Origin of the sequence: Acinetobacter sp. NS-4 (assembly GCF_037402435.1) — a bacterium.
In the GTDB taxonomy this organism is placed as follows: Bacteria; Pseudomonadota; Gammaproteobacteria; order Pseudomonadales; family Moraxellaceae; genus Acinetobacter.
In genome coordinates this window covers 1-16,781 of the sequence record NZ_JBBEUE010000012.1, presented here as the reverse complement: position 1 = coordinate 16,781, position 16,781 = coordinate 1, and the positions used below count along the sequence as shown (strand labels likewise).

The 16,781-nt window shown below is 44.0% G+C and carries 13 protein-coding genes; 6 read left to right on the top strand and 7 right to left on the bottom strand.

Translation table 11 applies throughout. The annotated features are described in order from the left end of the window. Positions 1 to 68: 68 nt before the first annotated feature. The 5 genes from parC to WAE57_RS10480 all read right to left on the bottom strand — a co-directional run bounded on the left by parC (position 69) and on the right by WAE57_RS10480 (position 6,752). A complete protein-coding gene (parC, locus tag WAE57_RS10500; RefSeq protein ID WP_337710595.1) occupies positions 69 to 2,288 on the bottom strand; it encodes a DNA topoisomerase IV subunit A in 2,220 nt (739 codons plus the stop codon). A gap of 164 nt (positions 2,289 to 2,452) precedes the next feature. Next, on the bottom strand, positions 2,453 to 3,772 hold the full coding sequence (locus tag WAE57_RS10495; RefSeq protein ID WP_337710594.1) for an MFS transporter: 1,320 nt from the start codon (positions 3,770 to 3,772) through the stop codon (positions 2,453 to 2,455). A 133-nt stretch (positions 3,773 to 3,905) separates the two neighbouring features. Next, positions 3,906 to 4,550 (bottom strand): trimeric intracellular cation channel family protein, encoded by a 645-nt coding sequence (locus tag WAE57_RS10490; RefSeq protein ID WP_086174171.1) that lies wholly within the window; start codon positions 4,548 to 4,550, stop codon positions 3,906 to 3,908. A 60-nt stretch (positions 4,551 to 4,610) separates the two neighbouring features. Then, a complete protein-coding gene (locus WAE57_RS10485) occupies positions 4,611 to 5,078 on the bottom strand; it encodes a YchJ family protein (RefSeq protein ID WP_337710593.1) in 468 nt (155 codons plus the stop codon). 96 nt (positions 5,079 to 5,174) lie between these two features. Further along, positions 5,175 to 6,752 carry a TerC family protein gene (locus WAE57_RS10480; protein WP_237787437.1) on the bottom strand — a complete coding sequence of 526 codons (1,578 nt, stop codon included), beginning with the start codon at positions 6,750 to 6,752 and terminating at the stop codon, positions 5,175 to 5,177. A 341-nt stretch (positions 6,753 to 7,093) separates the two neighbouring features. Here WAE57_RS10480 and WAE57_RS10475 point away from each other — a divergent pair, with 341 nt between their 5' ends. From WAE57_RS10475 to WAE57_RS10450, 6 genes are all read left to right on the top strand, one after another. After that, entirely contained in the window at positions 7,094 to 7,714 is a 621-nt protein-coding gene (locus WAE57_RS10475) for a TIGR00730 family Rossman fold protein (RefSeq protein ID WP_337710646.1), read from the top strand. Positions 7,715 to 7,844: 130 nt separating this feature from the next. Continuing rightward, positions 7,845 to 9,236, top strand: coding sequence for a multidrug transporter subunit MdtD (gene mdtD / locus WAE57_RS10470; RefSeq protein ID WP_337710592.1), 1,392 nt, complete (start codon positions 7,845 to 7,847; stop codon positions 9,234 to 9,236). Positions 9,237 to 9,316: 80 nt separating this feature from the next. Further along, positions 9,317 to 10,102: a GH25 family lysozyme gene (locus WAE57_RS10465; protein WP_337710591.1), complete on the top strand. Its 786-nt coding sequence runs from the start codon at positions 9,317 to 9,319 to the stop codon at positions 10,100 to 10,102. Positions 10,103 to 10,163: 61 nt separating this feature from the next. Further along, positions 10,164 to 11,183 (top strand): MBL fold metallo-hydrolase, encoded by a 1,020-nt coding sequence (locus WAE57_RS10460; RefSeq protein WP_337710590.1) that lies wholly within the window; start codon positions 10,164 to 10,166, stop codon positions 11,181 to 11,183. Positions 11,184 to 11,228: 45 nt separating this feature from the next. Continuing rightward, positions 11,229 to 12,284, top strand: a complete 1,056-nt coding sequence (gene dinB / locus WAE57_RS10455) for a DNA polymerase IV (protein ID WP_337710589.1) — start codon at positions 11,229 to 11,231, stop codon at positions 12,282 to 12,284. Positions 12,285 to 12,752: 468 nt separating this feature from the next. Continuing rightward, on the top strand, positions 12,753 to 13,112 hold the full coding sequence (locus WAE57_RS10450) for a RidA family protein (protein ID WP_337710588.1): 360 nt from the start codon (positions 12,753 to 12,755) through the stop codon (positions 13,110 to 13,112). A 45-nt stretch (positions 13,113 to 13,157) separates the two neighbouring features. Here WAE57_RS10450 and WAE57_RS10445 read toward each other — a convergent pair whose 3' ends face one another. Both WAE57_RS10445 and WAE57_RS10440 read right to left on the bottom strand, forming a co-directional pair. Then, positions 13,158 to 13,703: a DUF2726 domain-containing protein gene (locus WAE57_RS10445; RefSeq protein WP_086174178.1), complete on the bottom strand. Its 546-nt coding sequence runs from the start codon at positions 13,701 to 13,703 to the stop codon at positions 13,158 to 13,160. Between the two features lie 349 nt (positions 13,704 to 14,052). Then, complete coding sequence (locus tag WAE57_RS10440; protein WP_337710587.1) at positions 14,053 to 16,461, bottom strand: YgiQ family radical SAM protein; 2,409 nt, start codon at positions 16,459 to 16,461, stop codon at positions 14,053 to 14,055. Between the last annotated feature and the right edge of the window lie 320 nt (positions 16,462 to 16,781).

Below are 16,781 nucleotides of genomic sequence, written 5' to 3'. Positions count from 1 at the left end.
GTTCAACAAAGCATCCATTTGCACGAATTACACCATATATAGCGTATTTCGTATCTGGGATGCTAGTTTTATCTTTGAATGAACAGTCTATTTGCTTTTTGATATCCTCGTGGTAAGAGTTGACCTTTACTGCCTCGCTTACCAATATATTTCTGAAGATCATCACCTTTTAGTTTTAATTGTTGCTGTCCAGCAAACACTTGAATTATTTCATCTAAATTAAGCATTGTCATGGATACAATTTGATCTTTTGTTTCGAGTTGTATCAATTTATTACCTTTACCTTTATTCAGACTTGGTAATTCTGACAAATCGACCACCAGCATACGCCCCGCTGAACTAAGCAAGGCTACATGGGTCGCCTGTTCTATTGCCTGCAGTGGCATCGCTTTAGCATCTTCCGGTACGGTCAGGAAGGATTTACCGGCTTTGGCATTGGTATCCAGCTGTTTAGCCTGAGTTTTAAAACCATAACCTTTAGAACTTAAGGCCAAAACTTCAGTGTCATCTTCGGCAATAAAGATTTGAATAAACCCGACGCCGCTGGCAGGTGATAGTTTGGAGCTTAAAGGTTCACCCAAACCACGTGCCGATGGCAGACTGTTAATGGCCAGCGCATAACTTCGACCGGTATCGTCCAGTACATAGACCCGTTGATTGGATTTACCTTGGGCATGACTTAAATATTGGTCGCCGGCACGGAAGTTGAGATTTTCAGCATCGACCTCATGGCCTTTGGCAGAGCGAATCCAGCCGGCTTCAGACAACACCACTGTGACCGGATCGGCCGGCAACATGTCCTGTTCGTTAATAGCAAGTGCTTCAGCACGTTTCACGATTGGTGAACGACGGTCATCGCCAAACTTTTTCGCATCTTCTTTCAATTCATTGATGATCAATACTTTTAAAGATTCAGGATTGGCCAGTTGTTCACGAATAATGGCTGCTTTTGCTTCCAGTTCTTCCTGTTCACGGCGCATTTCCATTTCTTCAAGTCTGGCCAAATGACGTAACTTGAGTTCCAAAATGGCTTCGGCCTGAATTTCATCAATATTGAAATGTAACATCAGCACCGGTTTGGGCTGATCTTCCTCACGAATAATACGAATCACTTCATCAATGTTTAAATAGGCAATGATCAGACCTACAAGAATATGCAGGCGTTTTTCAATTTTATTTAAATGATATTGCAGACGGCGGGTTACGGTATTTTTACGAATCTCGATCCATTCCAGCAGGATGCGACGAATCGATTTCACTTGCGGACGGCCATCAGCACCAATCATGTTCATGTTGACACGATAGCTGGATTCTAAATCGGTAGTGGCAAATAGATGGCTCATCACCGCTTCGGCATCAATGCGGTTGGAACGCAGCACAATCACCAGACGGGTTGGATTCTGATGATCCGATTCATCACGCAGGTCACTGACCAATGGCAATTTTTTTGCCTGCATCTGATCGGCAATCTGGGTAATGACTTTGGAACCCGACACCTGATACGGCAAGTCGGTAATCACGATTTCATTTCTTTCTATTTTATAGACCGCACGGGTACGGTAACTGCCACGACCTGTGGTTTGTATTTTGAGCAATTCTTCAGGTGAAGTAATAATTTCCGCTCTGGTCGGCAAGTCTGGCGCTGGAATATATTCCGCCACCTTTTCATCGGACAGATTCGGATTACGAATCAGCGCGATGGTGCCTTTGACCACTTCACGCAAGTTATGCGGTGGAATATCGGTGGCCATCCCCACCGCAATACCGGTCGTTCCGTTCAATAAAATGTTCGGTACACGCGCAGGCAAGTTCACCGGCTCTTTCATTGAACCATCGAAGTTGTCCTGCCAGTCACAGGTGCCCTGCCCCAGTTCAGACAACAGCACTTCACTGTATTGCGACAGCTTGGCTTCGGTATAACGCATCGCCGCGAAGGATTTCGGATCATCCGGCGAACCCCAGTTACCTTGACCTTCAATAAAAGGATAACGATAACTGAATGGCTGTGCCATCAGCACCATGGCTTCATAACAGGCAGAGTCCCCATGCGGATGGTACTTACCGAGTACATCACCCACAGTACGGGCAGATTTTTTTGGCTTGCCGCTATGCTTTAAGCCCAGTTCACTCATCGCGAAGACAATACGACGCTGTACCGGTTTTAAACCGTCACTGATATGCGGCAATGCACGATCCATAATCACGTACATGGCATAGTTAAGGTAAGCTTGTTCAGTAAATTCGGCTACGGAACGATTTTCTGTCGCATGATGCACAAGGCTGGTCATAAAAGCGTGAAATCCTAAATAATTCGTTTTTGTATCTACGTTGTTATGCTATGTCGCAGGTGCAGACTACACAAGGGCAGTAACCCACACTCTGCGACAAATTGTGTCTTATGGACTAAAAATATCCATTTTATAAGGGTCAATCAACTAAAAAATCAGCAATTTTATAAACCAATCGACTCTAGGGTTTTGCCTTTGGTTTCTTCACCCAACACCAGAATGATCAGTGCCACGGCAATTAAAACTGCAGTAAACATCATAAACACATAACTAAAACCATGATCGAGCACCATCATATGAGTCACCGCAAATGGCGCAAAAATACCGCCAATACGACCAATGGCTCCGGCCCAACCAGAACCGAAGGCACGGATATTGGCTGGATACTGTTCTGGCGTATAGGTGTATAACACACCCCAAGCACCCAGGTTAAAGAAAGACATCAAACAACCCCACACCACTATCTGGGTCACATTGTCCGATTGACCAAAGAAGTAGGCAGACAGTGCACACATCCCAATAAAGCCTGCAAGCGTAGCCTTACGACCTAACTTTTCAACGAGCCAAGCTGCTACTAAATAACCCGGAAGCTGCGCTAAAATCATCACCAGTACATATTCAAAAGACTGTACGATGGTATAGCCTTCTTTGACCAGCAAACTTGGCAGCCAGGTAAAAATACCGTAGTAGGAAAATACGATCCCAAACCAGATCAGCCACAGCATCAGGGTACGACGGGCAAAAATACCTGACCAGAGCTGAGAGAAGCTAATATCATGCTTTTCAGCCACCGGTTTGACTTCAAAGATTTCAATGACTTCCACACCACATTTGGCTTCAATTTTTTTCACCAAGGCATGCGCTTCTTCAAAACGACCACGGTTAATTAAGTACGGCACCGATTCCGGAACCATTTTCCAGATCACCAGCGCATACAGCGCAGGAATCCCGCCAATCAGGAAAGCGGCATGCCAGCCAAAATCAGGAATAATAAAACGCGAAACCAGTGCTGCAACCAGCCAACCCAAACCCCAAAAGCTTTCCAGCAACACAATAAAGCGCCCGCGGACATGGGCAGGAATATATTCACTCACCAGCGTCACGGCCACAGGTAACTGACCACCCAGTCCAAGTCCGACAATGAAACGGAACACCAGTAACCAGGTCAGGTTCGGCGCAAAAGCACAGGCAGCAGTGGCCAGACTATAAATCACCAAGGTTGAGGCAAAGACTGTTTTACGTCCCCAACGATCCGCAAGGCCACCTGAACACACCGCACCAATCGCCATGCCGATAAAACCGATGGAAACTACCCAGCTTTTATCATCCGGGGTCATGGCCCAGTCTTCGGCCATTTTGGCCAGAATAAAGGAAATCAATCCGGTATCCATGGCATCAAACATCCAGCCGAGACCGATCACCCATAGCAAGGTATAGTGAAACTTACCAATCGGTAAGCGTTGTATGCGTGAGACTAAATCCATAACAAGAGCTCTGATTTGGTGAAAGAATAGATGCTGCTTTCCCAACAGGATTTATAGTTGTATTGATTTTTATACGCCAATTTACAGATGATGACCGCTTATTTCGTCAGTCATTCATCCTGTGGCGGTCATTTTATGAAGCATCTTTGGAAGATGCGGACTGGTCATCATCATCTTTATAGATGAATTTCGGCATTTCCAGGCCAAAATAGATGGCGATGCAGCGCAAAGAGAAACCGAAGATTAAGGTCGAAATAACCGTGACCTCCAGCGAGAAGCCAATATCTTGACAAATCCAATAACAAATCACGGAAACAAAGGAAATACTGGCATACAGTTCACGGCGGAATACTAAAGGCACGTCGTTACAGAGAATATCACGCAGAATACCGCCGGATACTCCGGTTAACACCCCGGCGACCGCGGAAACCACAAAACCATGCCCCATTTGCAAGGCAATCTGACAGCCAATGATGGTAAAACCAATCAGGCCCAAGGCATCGAGAATCAAGAAGATAGAACGTAAATGGCGCATCCATTTGGCAATCAGGATGGTGACAAAGGCAGCCACACAGGTTAGCACCAGATATTCGGGATGCTTGACCCAGGTCAGCGGATAATGTCCCAGCAGCACATCGCGAACCGAACCTCCACCCAGTGCAGTCACACAGGCGATCAGCGTTACACCAAACCAATCCATACTACGCCGGCCTGCCGACAGTGCGCCTGTCATAGCTTCAGCCGTAATCGCAATAATATAAATGACCAATAGCAACATTGCCCTGCTTCCAGTGAGGGTTATCGATGCGCGCTATTCTAAGACAAATCTAGAAGAAAGTTATAAAAATTGCGCACAACATTGCTTAAATTTTTTCCCTGAACCACAAATACAGGGCTGTTTCATGGTGATGTGCATATTTGTGGTCGGATCAAGAAAATACCATGCACCTTCATGCTTCACAAAATGTGAAATTTCATGATGAACCTGAGCCTGTTTGCCATCATGATAATGGGCCTTAAATTCGACCTGGGCATGGTGTTTATCCAGTTTTTCCTGAGCCTGCACCACTTCAAGCTTAAGCCACTGGTTGGCTTTACTCCAGTCGGCAATCGCAGCCACATCCAGCGCCTGTTGCTGGCCTAATGCGGTGGTTTTAACAATGTAGTCAATTTCATGCTTGGCAAAGGCACTATAACGCGAACGCATCAGCTGTTCTGCACTTTGCGCTTGGGCCTGCCCCAAATGGAGTGGCTGGCAACAGCTGGCATAATCAGCTGTCCCACATGGACACTGTGTTTCTGACATCAATTTTTCCCATTTAAATGAGCAATAAAATAGCCCGACTATGCGGGCTATTTTAATTCAATCTTGGTGTTTAAAACTCATCTGCGCAGAATGAAATTAATCTTCAGCCGCATCTTGATTGAGCGGGATAATATGGACCTTATCAATTTTATGGCCCTCCATGGTGACAACCTCGAAGATATAGTTGTCTGCTTCCAGCTTGGCACCACTTTCCGGCAAACGCCCCAGATGGAACAGGATATAACCGGAAAGCGTTGAATACTGTTCAGATTCATCCACCAAATCACAACCTAAAAGCAAGGAAACATGGCGAATATCAGTTGAACCTTCCAGGATTAAAGTCCCATCTTCCAGACTTTCGGCAGCTGTTTCAAACTCGTCTTCATCCGGGAATTCACCGGCAATGGCTTCAAGTACATCAATCGGGGTGGCAATCCCTTCAATTGAACCATATTCATTCAATACAATTGCTATTTGTAACGGTGCCTGGCGTAACTGCTCCATCACCATCAACACCTGGGCATTTTCATGCACAATCACCGGTTCACGTAAATGACCTTCAAAATTCAGCTTTCCGGTTTCGATATAATCGTTCATGACTTTATGGGTCAGTACCACACCGGCAATATTGTCCAGTTCGCCATGCGCCACAATCAAGCGCGAATGGGTGGTGCTTAATAACTGTTCTTTAATCGAAGCATCATCTTCATCCAGATCAATCCATTCCAGTTCCGGACGCGGTGTCATCACCGATTTCACTGGCCGCTCTGACAGTCCAAGTACCCCTTGCACCATCACGCTGTGATAAACACCATTATCTTCATTAAAGACTTCATCGGCAAAGGCACGGGTTGCCAGTACATCTTCAGCTTCATTATTTTGCGATTCTGACTTGCCCCCGAGCATGCGCATCACGGCAGAAGCAGTACGGTAACGCAAGTCGGTAGTGGTCACCATCTTTTCCTGATTACGGCGCATGGTTTGGTTAATAAATTCCACCACCACAGAGAAACCAATTGCGGCGTATAGATAGCCTTTTGGAATATGGAAACCAAAACCTTCAACAATGAGTGAGAATCCAATCATCATCAAGAAGCCGAGGCATAGAATGACTACGGTCGGATGCTTGTTGACGAAATTCATCAGCGGTTTCGATGCCCACAGCATGATGCCGACAGCAATCACCACCGCAATCATCATCACCGACAGGTCTTTGACCATGCCGACTGCAGTAATCACGCTATCCAGAGAGAATACTGCATCAAGCACCACAATCTGAACAATCACCATCCAGAAGGCAGCATGTACAGGATTGTCTTCTTTTTGCGGCTGAACGCCTTCTATGCGCTCATGTAACTCCATGGTGCCTTTAAATAAAAGGAACACACCACCAAACAACAAAATCAGGTCACGACCGGAAAAAGGATGATCTAAAACATGGAACAATGGTTGAGTTAAGGTGACTACCCAGGCAATGGATGCAAGTAAAATCAACCGCATACACAAAGCCATCATTAAGCCGACGATACGGCCTGCATTACGCTGTTCCGGGGGCAGTTTTTCCGCCAAAATGGCAATAAAAACTAGGTTGTCGATACCCAGTACAATTTCTAGAACCACTAAAGTTGCCAGTCCAATCCATGCCGATGGATCTGACATCCATTCCAAGATCATTGGATGTTCTCCTGCGCAGGATGATGAGGGACTGATTTTAGAAGGTTCATATTAAAATCGCTGAATATGCGATGAACAGCATGCTGTATATTTTTTTCGGAAGCATTGAAGTGTTCAGAGCGAGGACAACCACTACCCATGTTAATTCATTTGTTGGAAAACAGATTTTTAGTATAACAAGATGAGGTAGAAATTCATCCTCTTTTCCTCACTGCGCTGTTTTTTGCTCAGCCAATTTCAACAAATCTTTGCAAAGTCAGTATAAGGCTGATCACGACCTGTCATATTTAACAGTTAAGCTAGAGACTGAAAAAATAAAATGCTATGGTAAAAATATAATGATGAACAGTGTATTAAAAATGACTCCTAAACATAACAATCCTACTCCCAAAACAACTCAACCTTTAATAGCACTCTACTGTGGTTCACGTTCAGGCAATAAATCAATTTATCAGGAAAAAGCCGTAGCTTTGGCTCAGGCACTGGCAGACCTGGGTTTCGGCATGGTCTATGGTGGCGCAAGTATTGGCCTTATGGGACAAGTGGCAGATGCCGTCAGACAGCGTGGCGGTGAAACGGTCGGGGTGATTCCTGAATTTATGCTGGATTATGAAATCGCACATCACCAGCTGACTGAGTTACACATTGTACACAGCATGCATGAACGCAAAGCCATGATGGCCGAGCGTGCCAGTGCCTTTGTGGCTTTGCCAGGTGGCTTGGGCACCTTTGAAGAAATTCTGGAAATTGCCACTTGGGGACAGTTGAATCAGCACCAGAAACCCATGATGCTGTATAATGTGAATGGCTTTTATGATGCCCTGATTAGCCAGCTGGATCATGCCGTTACTGAAGGCTTTTTACCGCCGCAGCATCGGGCCAAACTGATTATCTGCAATCATGCCGACCAGATTATCAATGCCATTAAAAATCTGGGTGCCCCGAAACACTTTGCCATTTAAGCCCCCTTTCTAACAAACACAAAAAAGCGAACTCCAGACAGTGCTGTCCCATAATGGATAGCACAACTTTTTATTACACCACTTTGAACGTATTGCTTTAAACTCTGTAAAAAATCACTTTAATATTGTTATGAATGCCACTCCTTCGCATCAAGCCCTACAACCTGAATTCCGACTGCTGGTTCTGTTGGTATCGATCGGTTTCTTCATGCAAGGTCTGGACACCACCATTGTCAATACCGCAATTCCAGCCATGGCAGCCAGTCTCGCTGAAGATCCGCTCCAAATGCATAGCGTGGTGGTGGCCTATGTGCTTTCGGTCGCCGCCTGTATTCCTTTAAGTGGCTGGCTGGCCGACCGTTTTGGCGTACGCAATACCTACTTTACAGCCATTATTGTGTTTACCTTGGCATCGCTGGGATGTGGATTGGCCAACAGCTTAAATGAACTGCTGGTTTATCGGGTCATTCAGGGGATTGGTGGCGCATTGTTACTTCCGGTAGGCCGTCTGGCCATGCTCAAGGTCATTCCGCGCAGCCAGTTTTTATCGGCCATGAGCTTGATGAGTCTGGCCGGTCTGGTGGGTCCACTGATTGGTCCGACACTGGGTGGGTGGATGGTTGAAGTTACCTCCTGGCACTGGATTTTTTTAATTAATATTCCAATGGGGTTTTTAGGTTGCCTGATTACCTTTAAAGCGATGCCAAATGTGACCGAGCCTAGCGTCAAAAAATTTGATTTTTCAGGTTTTATTTTACTGGTTATTGCCATGGTAGGACTTTCACTGGGCATTGAAAATTTTGCCAGTCCACATCAGTCACTATGGTGGAGTATTGCGCTGGTGATTGCGGGGATATTTGCAGCTATCCTTTATGCCATTCATGCGCATACCCATCACAATGCGCTGTTTCGTAGCACATTATTTAGCAATCGCATTTATGCCATTGGTATTGTGGGTAATTTCTTTGCGCGCTTGGGCGGCAACGCGATACCTTTTTTAATTCCGCTGATGTTACAGGTGGCTTTCGGTTTTGAACCATTTATTACCGGTCTGTTGATGATTCCGACCGTACTGGGTTCCCTAGCCTCCAAGCCGATTATCCGGCAGATTATTCAACGCTTTGGTTATCGTAAGGTATTGTTGGTCAATACCTTATTGGTCGGAGCATGTATTGCCAGTTTTGCCCTGAGCACGGCGGAGACTCCGATCTGGTTAAGAACCTTGCATTTCTTTGTTTTTGGCATGCTGAATTCTTTGCAGTTTGTTTCCATGAATACCCTGACCCTAAAGGATTTACCGCAACAGGATGCCAGCAGTGGTAACAGCTTCCTGTCCATGATCATGATGGTGTCGATGAGTATAGGGGTAGCTTTAGCCGGCACCTTGGTGAACCTGTTTACGGCCTATTTCGGTAGCGAGCAAATCGTGACGGCTTTTCACAGCACCTTAATTTTCCTCGGATGCATTAACCTGATTACCGCAGCAATTTTCTGGCAAATTCCACGCCACACCCCGGTATAATCAGCTGGCATCAGAAACTACGTGGTCTGAATGTTCAGATCGCGTTATCATGTGCCTGATAAAACATCACAAATTATTTTATGCCTAAAAAACGATTAGCCAAATCCAATCATCACAAGCTGTATGCCTCTTGCATTGGTCTCATGCTGAGCTGTGTTGCAATCGTATTGTATGTTTTTGTTTTGCACCATAATCCTGCCTCTGCACAGGAATATCCGGTCAAAGGTTTTGATGTTTCACATCATCAGGGCGATATTCAGTGGCAACAGATTTCACCGAAGAGTTATCAATTTGTCTATCTGAAAGCTACCGAAGGCGGCGATTTTAAAGATCGAAAATTTCAGGACTATTGGTTACAAGCCCGTGAACAAGGTTTGACTGTGGGCGCCTATCATTTTTACCGTTTATGTCGTGATGGCGCAATTCAGGCACAAAATTTTATTGAAACCGTGCCCAATAAAGCCGATGCCCTGCCGCCGGTGATTGATCTGGAATATGACAGTCACTGCATCAACACCTATACCAGGGAACAGCTACTTAAAGAAATTCAGGTCATGCATGATCGGCTATCTCAGCATTATGGTAAACAACCGATTTTTTATACATCCAAAGCCTTCTATAACATTATTTTGGCTGGGGAATTTACAAAAACACCACTTTGGGTACGTGAATATCACGGCAAACCGGATTTAAAAGGCAATCCGAAATGGCTGTTCTGGCAGCATACCAATCAGGGACAAATTAAAGGCATCCCTAAAGAAGTGGACTTGAATGTGTTTAATGGTGATAAAGAAGACTGGATGCACTTTTTAGAAGGCAATGATATCTATCCAATTAAAAAGGTTGAAAATTTACCTAAAAAATAACAAGATAAGCTTCAATCTTGATCCACAATAAAAATAAAACTGCATAAAAAATGGGAAAATGATGGCAATTCAAAAAGGATTTTGGCTGGCATTCGGCATCAGCATACTCATTCTGGTGGCTGCCGTGGTTCTGCTACTGCAACCTTCAGGTCAAGTGTCTGATTTTCAAAAATGGCAATATCCGTCGTCTGCAAAAGCGGCTCCATCTTCAAGCCTAAAGGTCAAATTCTTTGGCGTTTCCACCCTGCTTTTCGATGATGGCAAAACACAAGTTTTGATTGACGGTTTCTTTAGTCGTCCTTCGCTTAGCCAAGTGCTATTTTCTAAAATCCAAAGCCAGCCCAAAATCCTTAAACAGGTTATTAATCAATATCAGTTACAGCGTACTAGGGCTATACTGGTGACCCACTCACATTATGATCATGCCCTTGATCTTGCATTTTTGGCTCAAGCCTTGAATAAGACCAAAATTGTCGGCTCTAAAAGTAGTTTGAATATCGCCCGGGGTGGACACGTTTCAGATCAGCAACTGCTACAGGTGCAACCTTTTAAGACTATGCTGTTTGACCAGTTTAGGGTCACCGCCATTCCGTCACAACATACGCCACCCACTGCCGTAAACAATGATCTGGGTGAAGAAATTACCCAACCGCTGCAACTTCCTGCCCGCTTCTCGGCATTTAAAGAAGGTCATAGTTTTGACTATCTGATTGAACATTCAGGTCAGCGCATTTTAGTTAAAGCCAGTACGGGCGTCATTCCAGATCAACTAAAGAATTTGAAAATCGATACGCTATTTTTAGGCATTGCCCAGCTGTCACGCCAATCGAAAGAATTTCAGCAAAACTATCTCGATCAAACCCTGAGAACCTTAAAACCTAAAGTGGTTGTACCCATTCATTGGGACAATTTTTTCAAGCCGATTGATCAACCTTTGGAATTTTTACCTTATCTGGCGGACAACACCGAACAAAGCTTAAAGATTCTGATTCAAGCGGCTGAACAACAACACACCCGGCTGGTTTTACTCAGTCAGCCTGTGTCGTATCCACCTGATCCTGCTCTACAATTTGATCAATGAAGATGAGATACTAGTCCAGCATGTACAGGCAGAATTTGGGACTGCATGAGAAAAATCATTCACATCGATATGGATGCCTTTTTTGCATCCGTGGAACTGAAAGACCGGCCAGAGTTAAAGCATTTGCCTGTAGTCGTGTCTTCACATCATCCACGGGCCGTCATTTGTGCAGCATCCTACCCGGCGCGCGAGTTCGGATTGCGCTCTGCCATGTCGATGTCACAAGCCCGCAAGCGCTGCCCGCAAGTGGTCGTGATTGAACCTGACTTTGAAAAATACCGTGCGGTCTCTGCGCAAATTCATCAGGTGTTTCAGCGTTATACCCCGCTCATTGAACCTTTGTCTTTAGATGAAGCCTATTTAGATGTGACTGAAAATCTGAAAAATATTCCCAGTGCAACTGAAGTGGCCATATGTATTCGGGAAGACATTTTTCAGGCAACGGGTCTCACCGCTTCTGCTGGCGTAGCACCGAATAAATTTTTAGCCCAAATTGCTTCAGACTGGAACAAACCCAATGGCATCTGTGTGATTAAGCCCTCACAGGTGCAGCACTTTATTCAGGATTTACCGCTGAAAAAAATTCCCGGTGTGGGAAAAGTAATGCAAGAAAAATTAAAACTGCTGCAATTGCAAACACTGGGCGATTTACAAAAAATTGAGCAGAATGTGCTGGTACAGCATTTTGGCAAATATGGCAAACAACTTTTTCTCTATGCTCAAGGGATTGATGAACGTCCGGTTCAGGCGGAGCGCGAACGCCAGCAAATTTCCAAAGAAACCACCTTTGATGATGACCTGACCTTAACCCAATGCCAGAACTCTTGGCCTCGACTGATTGACCAAGTCTGGAACAGTTTAGAACGCAAACAACTTTGCGCACGCGGCGTTTCAGCCAAACTCAAGTTAAAAAATTTTCAGGTCTTACAACACAGCAAGAGTTTCAAACAGCCTTTGCAAAATCGGCAACAACTGGAACAGGTGTTGCAACAGCTACTCATTGAAATGCATATTCCGAAACATTTTCAATTTCGCCTCATTGGCGTTGGGCTGTATCAGCTTTCCGATCAGCAAGATCAGTCACAGCTTTCTCTTTGGTAATATTTTGCGTGTTTTTCAACCAAAAGAATGTAATTAGACCAATTGATTACACACAACAGGTATTTTTGCGGTACTCTATGGGCGCGATACATTTATCCATGTAAACGCCGAGATGCTAAAAATCACCTTTACTTTTAGCATGCTGTCCTGTGATTGGCGTGACGATCAAATCCGAATATTACAGGGCAACTCTGTTGAACAGCATGGCTTCTCTCTTCTACCTCTTACATATCCTTTTACACCTCTCTATACATTCTTAAAAAACAGTCTATTTCAGGCTGCATATTCTAATTTTCCCGTTAATTTTAAAAATCTCTTCTGCGACAGCTTTAGCTTAACCATGGCTGCTCGATAAATGATTTACGCTAAAGGCTCATGGCATTATGATGTTGTCATCTACCTAGCTGCAGGCTTGTATGACCAAGATATGGCTCGCAGCAACTATGCCAAAAATATAGGACTTATATTATGACAGTACAACGCCTGCATGTTGAAAAGCGCTTTTCTGAAATTGCTATTTCAGGCAATCTGGTATATCTGGCTGGTCAATTGGCTACAGATACCACACTGGATATTAAAGGTCAAACCCGACAAACCCTGGAAATTATTGATCGCTTGCTGGCAGATGCGGGTACAGACAAGAGCCAGATTATGTCTGTAACTATTTATTTAAAAGATATTGAAAATGACTACGCAGCAATGAATGAAATCTGGGATGCCTGGGTGACTGATATTGAAGCCCTGCCCCGTACCTGTGTCGAAGCCAAGCTGTATGCCCCTGATGTTTTGGTGGAAATGACGGTTACTGCTGTTCGTGCATCGCATTAAAAATGCAAAAAAATAAGCATGAATGTCATTCATGCTTATGCTGATTTAACCTAACATTCGGATTTTCTTACGGCCTAAATCTGGATAAAAATCATACTTTTTTATTGAAGCTTCTGTTAACTCATCTAGCTGAAAATCAGTAGGGTTTTCAATTAAAAAATCTTGTCTTAACTGAAAATATTCCGGCACATCTTCATAACGAATCACCCGATACCCGGCCATCGCCAACAGCGCATCCTGATATTGGGCATTTTGCGGATGCCGTAAGGCCATAGGATCATCCAATGCAATAATGGCAAGCACCTGATGATGTTCATCCAGAATCACAAAATCTGCCACCATATTGCGATATTTATGGCGGGTACGGCTGTATTTGGTCGTCAGCAAGGCATCAAATGAAACATGAACCAACACGGTACTGCGCGGCAATATTTCTTTAAGGCGTGTAAAGGTTATCTGTTCACTAATATTAAAAATAGCCCTTTGTTTTAAAGCACTATCTTGCTGTTTAGCACTACCTTCCAGACTTTTCCAAGCCTTCAGCAGAATGCCAAACAGAAGTAAACTTCCTACCAAAATATAAATTATCATCCTCTTAATCCTTTAATTTTTTATAGTCTTTCCGGTGTCACACCGATGCTTGTTATCAACCTCAGTATACAACGCTTATTTTTATTAAATATTTCAAGCAAACGAACTGCATTCAATCATGACAAAATCATTATAAATGCTGACAAAAAGTTGCACTGATTTTATTTTTTACATCTATGCCTAGGATTCATCCATTATCTGACACCGAATTACTGTAGCTCAAGGCACAGTAGGGATGCAAGACTACTTTTGCATATTGTCCTACAATTCCGATGAGCTGTTTTCATTAGAGTGCTATTTAATTGAATGATAAAAAAGAACGCCTAAGCGTCCTTTTTTGATTTTTAAATCAAGCTTTTGACTTAGGCTTAGATTTAGTTTTGGATTTAGAACCCGAAAATGGACGTTTTTCCCCAGTTTCACGTGGTGGTAAGCCGGTATGTTGAGTCAGGATCTGGCCTTTTTTAGGACGATTATTGCCATTTGTATTGGCAACATTACGTGATTGATTACGTGCAGTATTTTCACCGGTACGTTTTGCAGAATCTCCCGCCAAGGTCGAGTTTTTCTTGCGTGCCGACTGATATTGCCCTTCTGTGCCTTGCGGTTGATAGCTCGGAATCAGATGTTGTTTCGAATTACCAATCAAGTCTGAGCGGCCCATTTCTTTCAAAGCTTCACGTAACATTGGCCAGTTATTTGGATCATGGTAACGCAAGAAAGCTTTGTGCAAGCGACGACGCTTCTCACCTTTTACAATATCCACATTTTCAGTATAACGCGCCACTTTCGCCAGCGGGTTTTTACCGGTGTAATACATGGTCGTTGCTGTGGCCATTGGCGATGGATAGAAGGTTTGTACCTGATCGGCACGAAAACCGTTCTTCTTCAACCAAATCGCTAGGTTCATCATATCGTAATCAGTCGTGCCAGGATGCGCCGCAATGAAGTAAGGAATCAGATACTGTTCTTTACCGGCTTCTTTACTGAAACGATCAAACATTTGTTTGAAACGGTCATAGGTGCCAATACCCGGTTTCATCATCTTGGATAATGGACCTTTTTCGGTATGTTCAGGCGCAATTTTCAAGTAGCCACCGACGTGATGAGTGACCAATTCTTTGACATATTCTGGGTTTAACACCGCTAGGTCATAACGTAAACCTGAACCGATCAAAATCTTCTTAATGCCTTTTAACGCACGTGCTTTTCGGTACAGCTGGGTCAATGGTGCATGATCGGTATGCAAGTTTTGACACACGCCCGGGAATACACAAGAAGGCTTACGGCAATTTTTCTCGATCTCAGGATCTTTACATGCCAATCGGTACATGTTTGCGGTTGGACCACCCAAGTCCGAGATAATGCCAGTAAAGCCAGGCGCGGTATCACGAATTTTTTCAACTTCACGTAGAATCGATTCTTCTGAACGGTTTTGAATAATACGACCTTCATGTTCCGTAATCGAACAGAAGGTACAACCACCAAAACAACCACGCATGATATTCACAGAGAACTTGATCATGTCGAATGCCGGGAAACGTGCATTACCATAAGCTGGATGTGGCAGACGTGCATAAGGCAAGTCAAACACATAGTCCATTTCTTCCGTCGTTAACGGAATCGGTGGAGCATTTAACCAAACATCACGTTCGCCATGCTTTTGTACCAGGGCACGGGCATTCCCGGGATTGGTTTCCAAGTGCAAAATACGGTTGGCATGGGCATACAGCACAGGATCATTGACCACTTCTTCAAATGCAGGCAAACGAATTACCGCCAGTTCACGTGGTGGCAATTTGTGTTTAATTGCTTTGGATGCGGGCTGTAACTGTACAATTTGCGTATCAGGATCGAGTTGATCCCCTTCACGAACAATTTGATTCGTAACAATTTCTTTTTGGAAATTTTGGTATTGGGTTAAAGAATTACCCTTATCTTTTTCAATTTCACAGCCATCCAAGTCTTCAGTCATCACATAAGGATTGATGATCGGATCTACACGACCAATAGTATCGACATCATTCGATGCAATTTCCACAAACTTGGCTTTAGATGGACGGTTTAACTTATTCACGATAAATGCAGTGCCACGAACATCAGTAATTTCGTGAATTTTTTCGCCTTTGGCCAAACGATGCATTACTTCAGTAATCGAACGCTCACCATTACCATACATGAGAAGATCAGCTTTAGAATCCATCAACACTGAACGACGGACTTTGTCTGACCAATAGTCATAATGTGCAATACGACGCAATGAAGCTTCGATACCGCCTAAAAGCACAGGCACATCGGGATAAGCTTCACGCACACGTTGGCAATATACGGTTGCCGCGCGGTCAGGACGTTTATTCGCTACGTTATCTGGAGAATAAGCATCATCTGAACGGATTTTACGGTCAGCAGTATAACGGTTGATCATGGAATCCATATTCCCTGCCGTTACACCCCAGGCAATATTCGGTTTACCCAAGACACGGAATGCATCCACGCTGGTCCAGTCCGGCTGGGCAATAATCCCGACACGGAAACCTTGAGCCTCCAAAGTACGGCCAATAATGCCCGAACAGAAAGAGGGATGGTCAATATACGCATCACCGCAGACTAAAATAAAGTCACAACTATCCCAACCGAGTTGATCCATCTCCTCACGTGACATCGGCAAAAATGGCGCAGGTTCAAAGCAAGACGCCCAATATTTGTCGTAATCAAACAACGCTTTTGGCGCAGTCTGCATGGTATAAGCAGTAGACATGGCTAGCAATTCTCGGCTGGCAGATGATAGGAGATCTAAAATTAGATCAAAGATGAAAGCCGAGCATTTTAGCATGAATTAGGCTCAGCTTGCTTGATTATAATTTATACAAAACCAGTGGTTTAATTTATTCTCCAAAAATAATCACTTCAGTTGAAAAAGCTTCTCCAGTAAGTGATTACTTATATAGTTAAACACACTAATTCATTTGAAATATGAAAATTGGATGGGATAAGGTTTGAAATATTTTAAAGTAAGCAAACTCCAGACTCTGATGCTGCTGATGATTAGAATGTTTGGACTAGGATCTTAGGAGCTAA

Excerpts from the sequence above, each read along its gene's own strand:
- WAE57_RS10485 (WP_337710593.1), bottom strand. The coding sequence starts at position 5,078 with ATGTCAGAAACACAGTGTCCATGTGGGACAGCTGATTATGCCAGCTGT.
- WAE57_RS10490 (WP_086174171.1), bottom strand. The coding sequence starts at position 4,550 with ATGTTGCTATTGGTCATTTATATTATTGCGATTACGGCTGAAGCTATG.
- WAE57_RS10450 (WP_337710588.1), top strand. The coding sequence starts at position 12,753 with ATGACAGTACAACGCCTGCATGTTGAAAAGCGCTTTTCTGAAATTGCT.
- mdtD (WP_337710592.1), top strand. The coding sequence starts at position 7,845 with ATGAATGCCACTCCTTCGCATCAAGCCCTACAACCTGAATTCCGACTG.
- WAE57_RS10465 (WP_337710591.1), top strand. The coding sequence starts at position 9,317 with ATGCCTAAAAAACGATTAGCCAAATCCAATCATCACAAGCTGTATGCC.
- WAE57_RS10480 (WP_237787437.1), bottom strand. The coding sequence starts at position 6,752 with ATGATCTTGGAATGGATGTCAGATCCATCGGCATGGATTGGACTGGCA.
- WAE57_RS10445 (WP_086174178.1), bottom strand. The coding sequence starts at position 13,703 with ATGATAATTTATATTTTGGTAGGAAGTTTACTTCTGTTTGGCATTCTG.
- WAE57_RS10440 (WP_337710587.1), bottom strand. The coding sequence starts at position 16,461 with ATGTCTACTGCTTATACCATGCAGACTGCGCCAAAAGCGTTGTTTGAT.
- WAE57_RS10495 (WP_337710594.1), bottom strand. The coding sequence starts at position 3,772 with ATGGATTTAGTCTCACGCATACAACGCTTACCGATTGGTAAGTTTCAC.
- WAE57_RS10475 (WP_337710646.1), top strand. The coding sequence starts at position 7,094 with ATGAACAGTGTATTAAAAATGACTCCTAAACATAACAATCCTACTCCC.
- parC (WP_337710595.1), bottom strand. The coding sequence starts at position 2,288 with ATGACCAGCCTTGTGCATCATGCGACAGAAAATCGTTCCGTAGCCGAA.
- WAE57_RS10460 (WP_337710590.1), top strand. The coding sequence starts at position 10,164 with ATGGCAATTCAAAAAGGATTTTGGCTGGCATTCGGCATCAGCATACTC.
- dinB (WP_337710589.1), top strand. The coding sequence starts at position 11,229 with ATGAGAAAAATCATTCACATCGATATGGATGCCTTTTTTGCATCCGTG.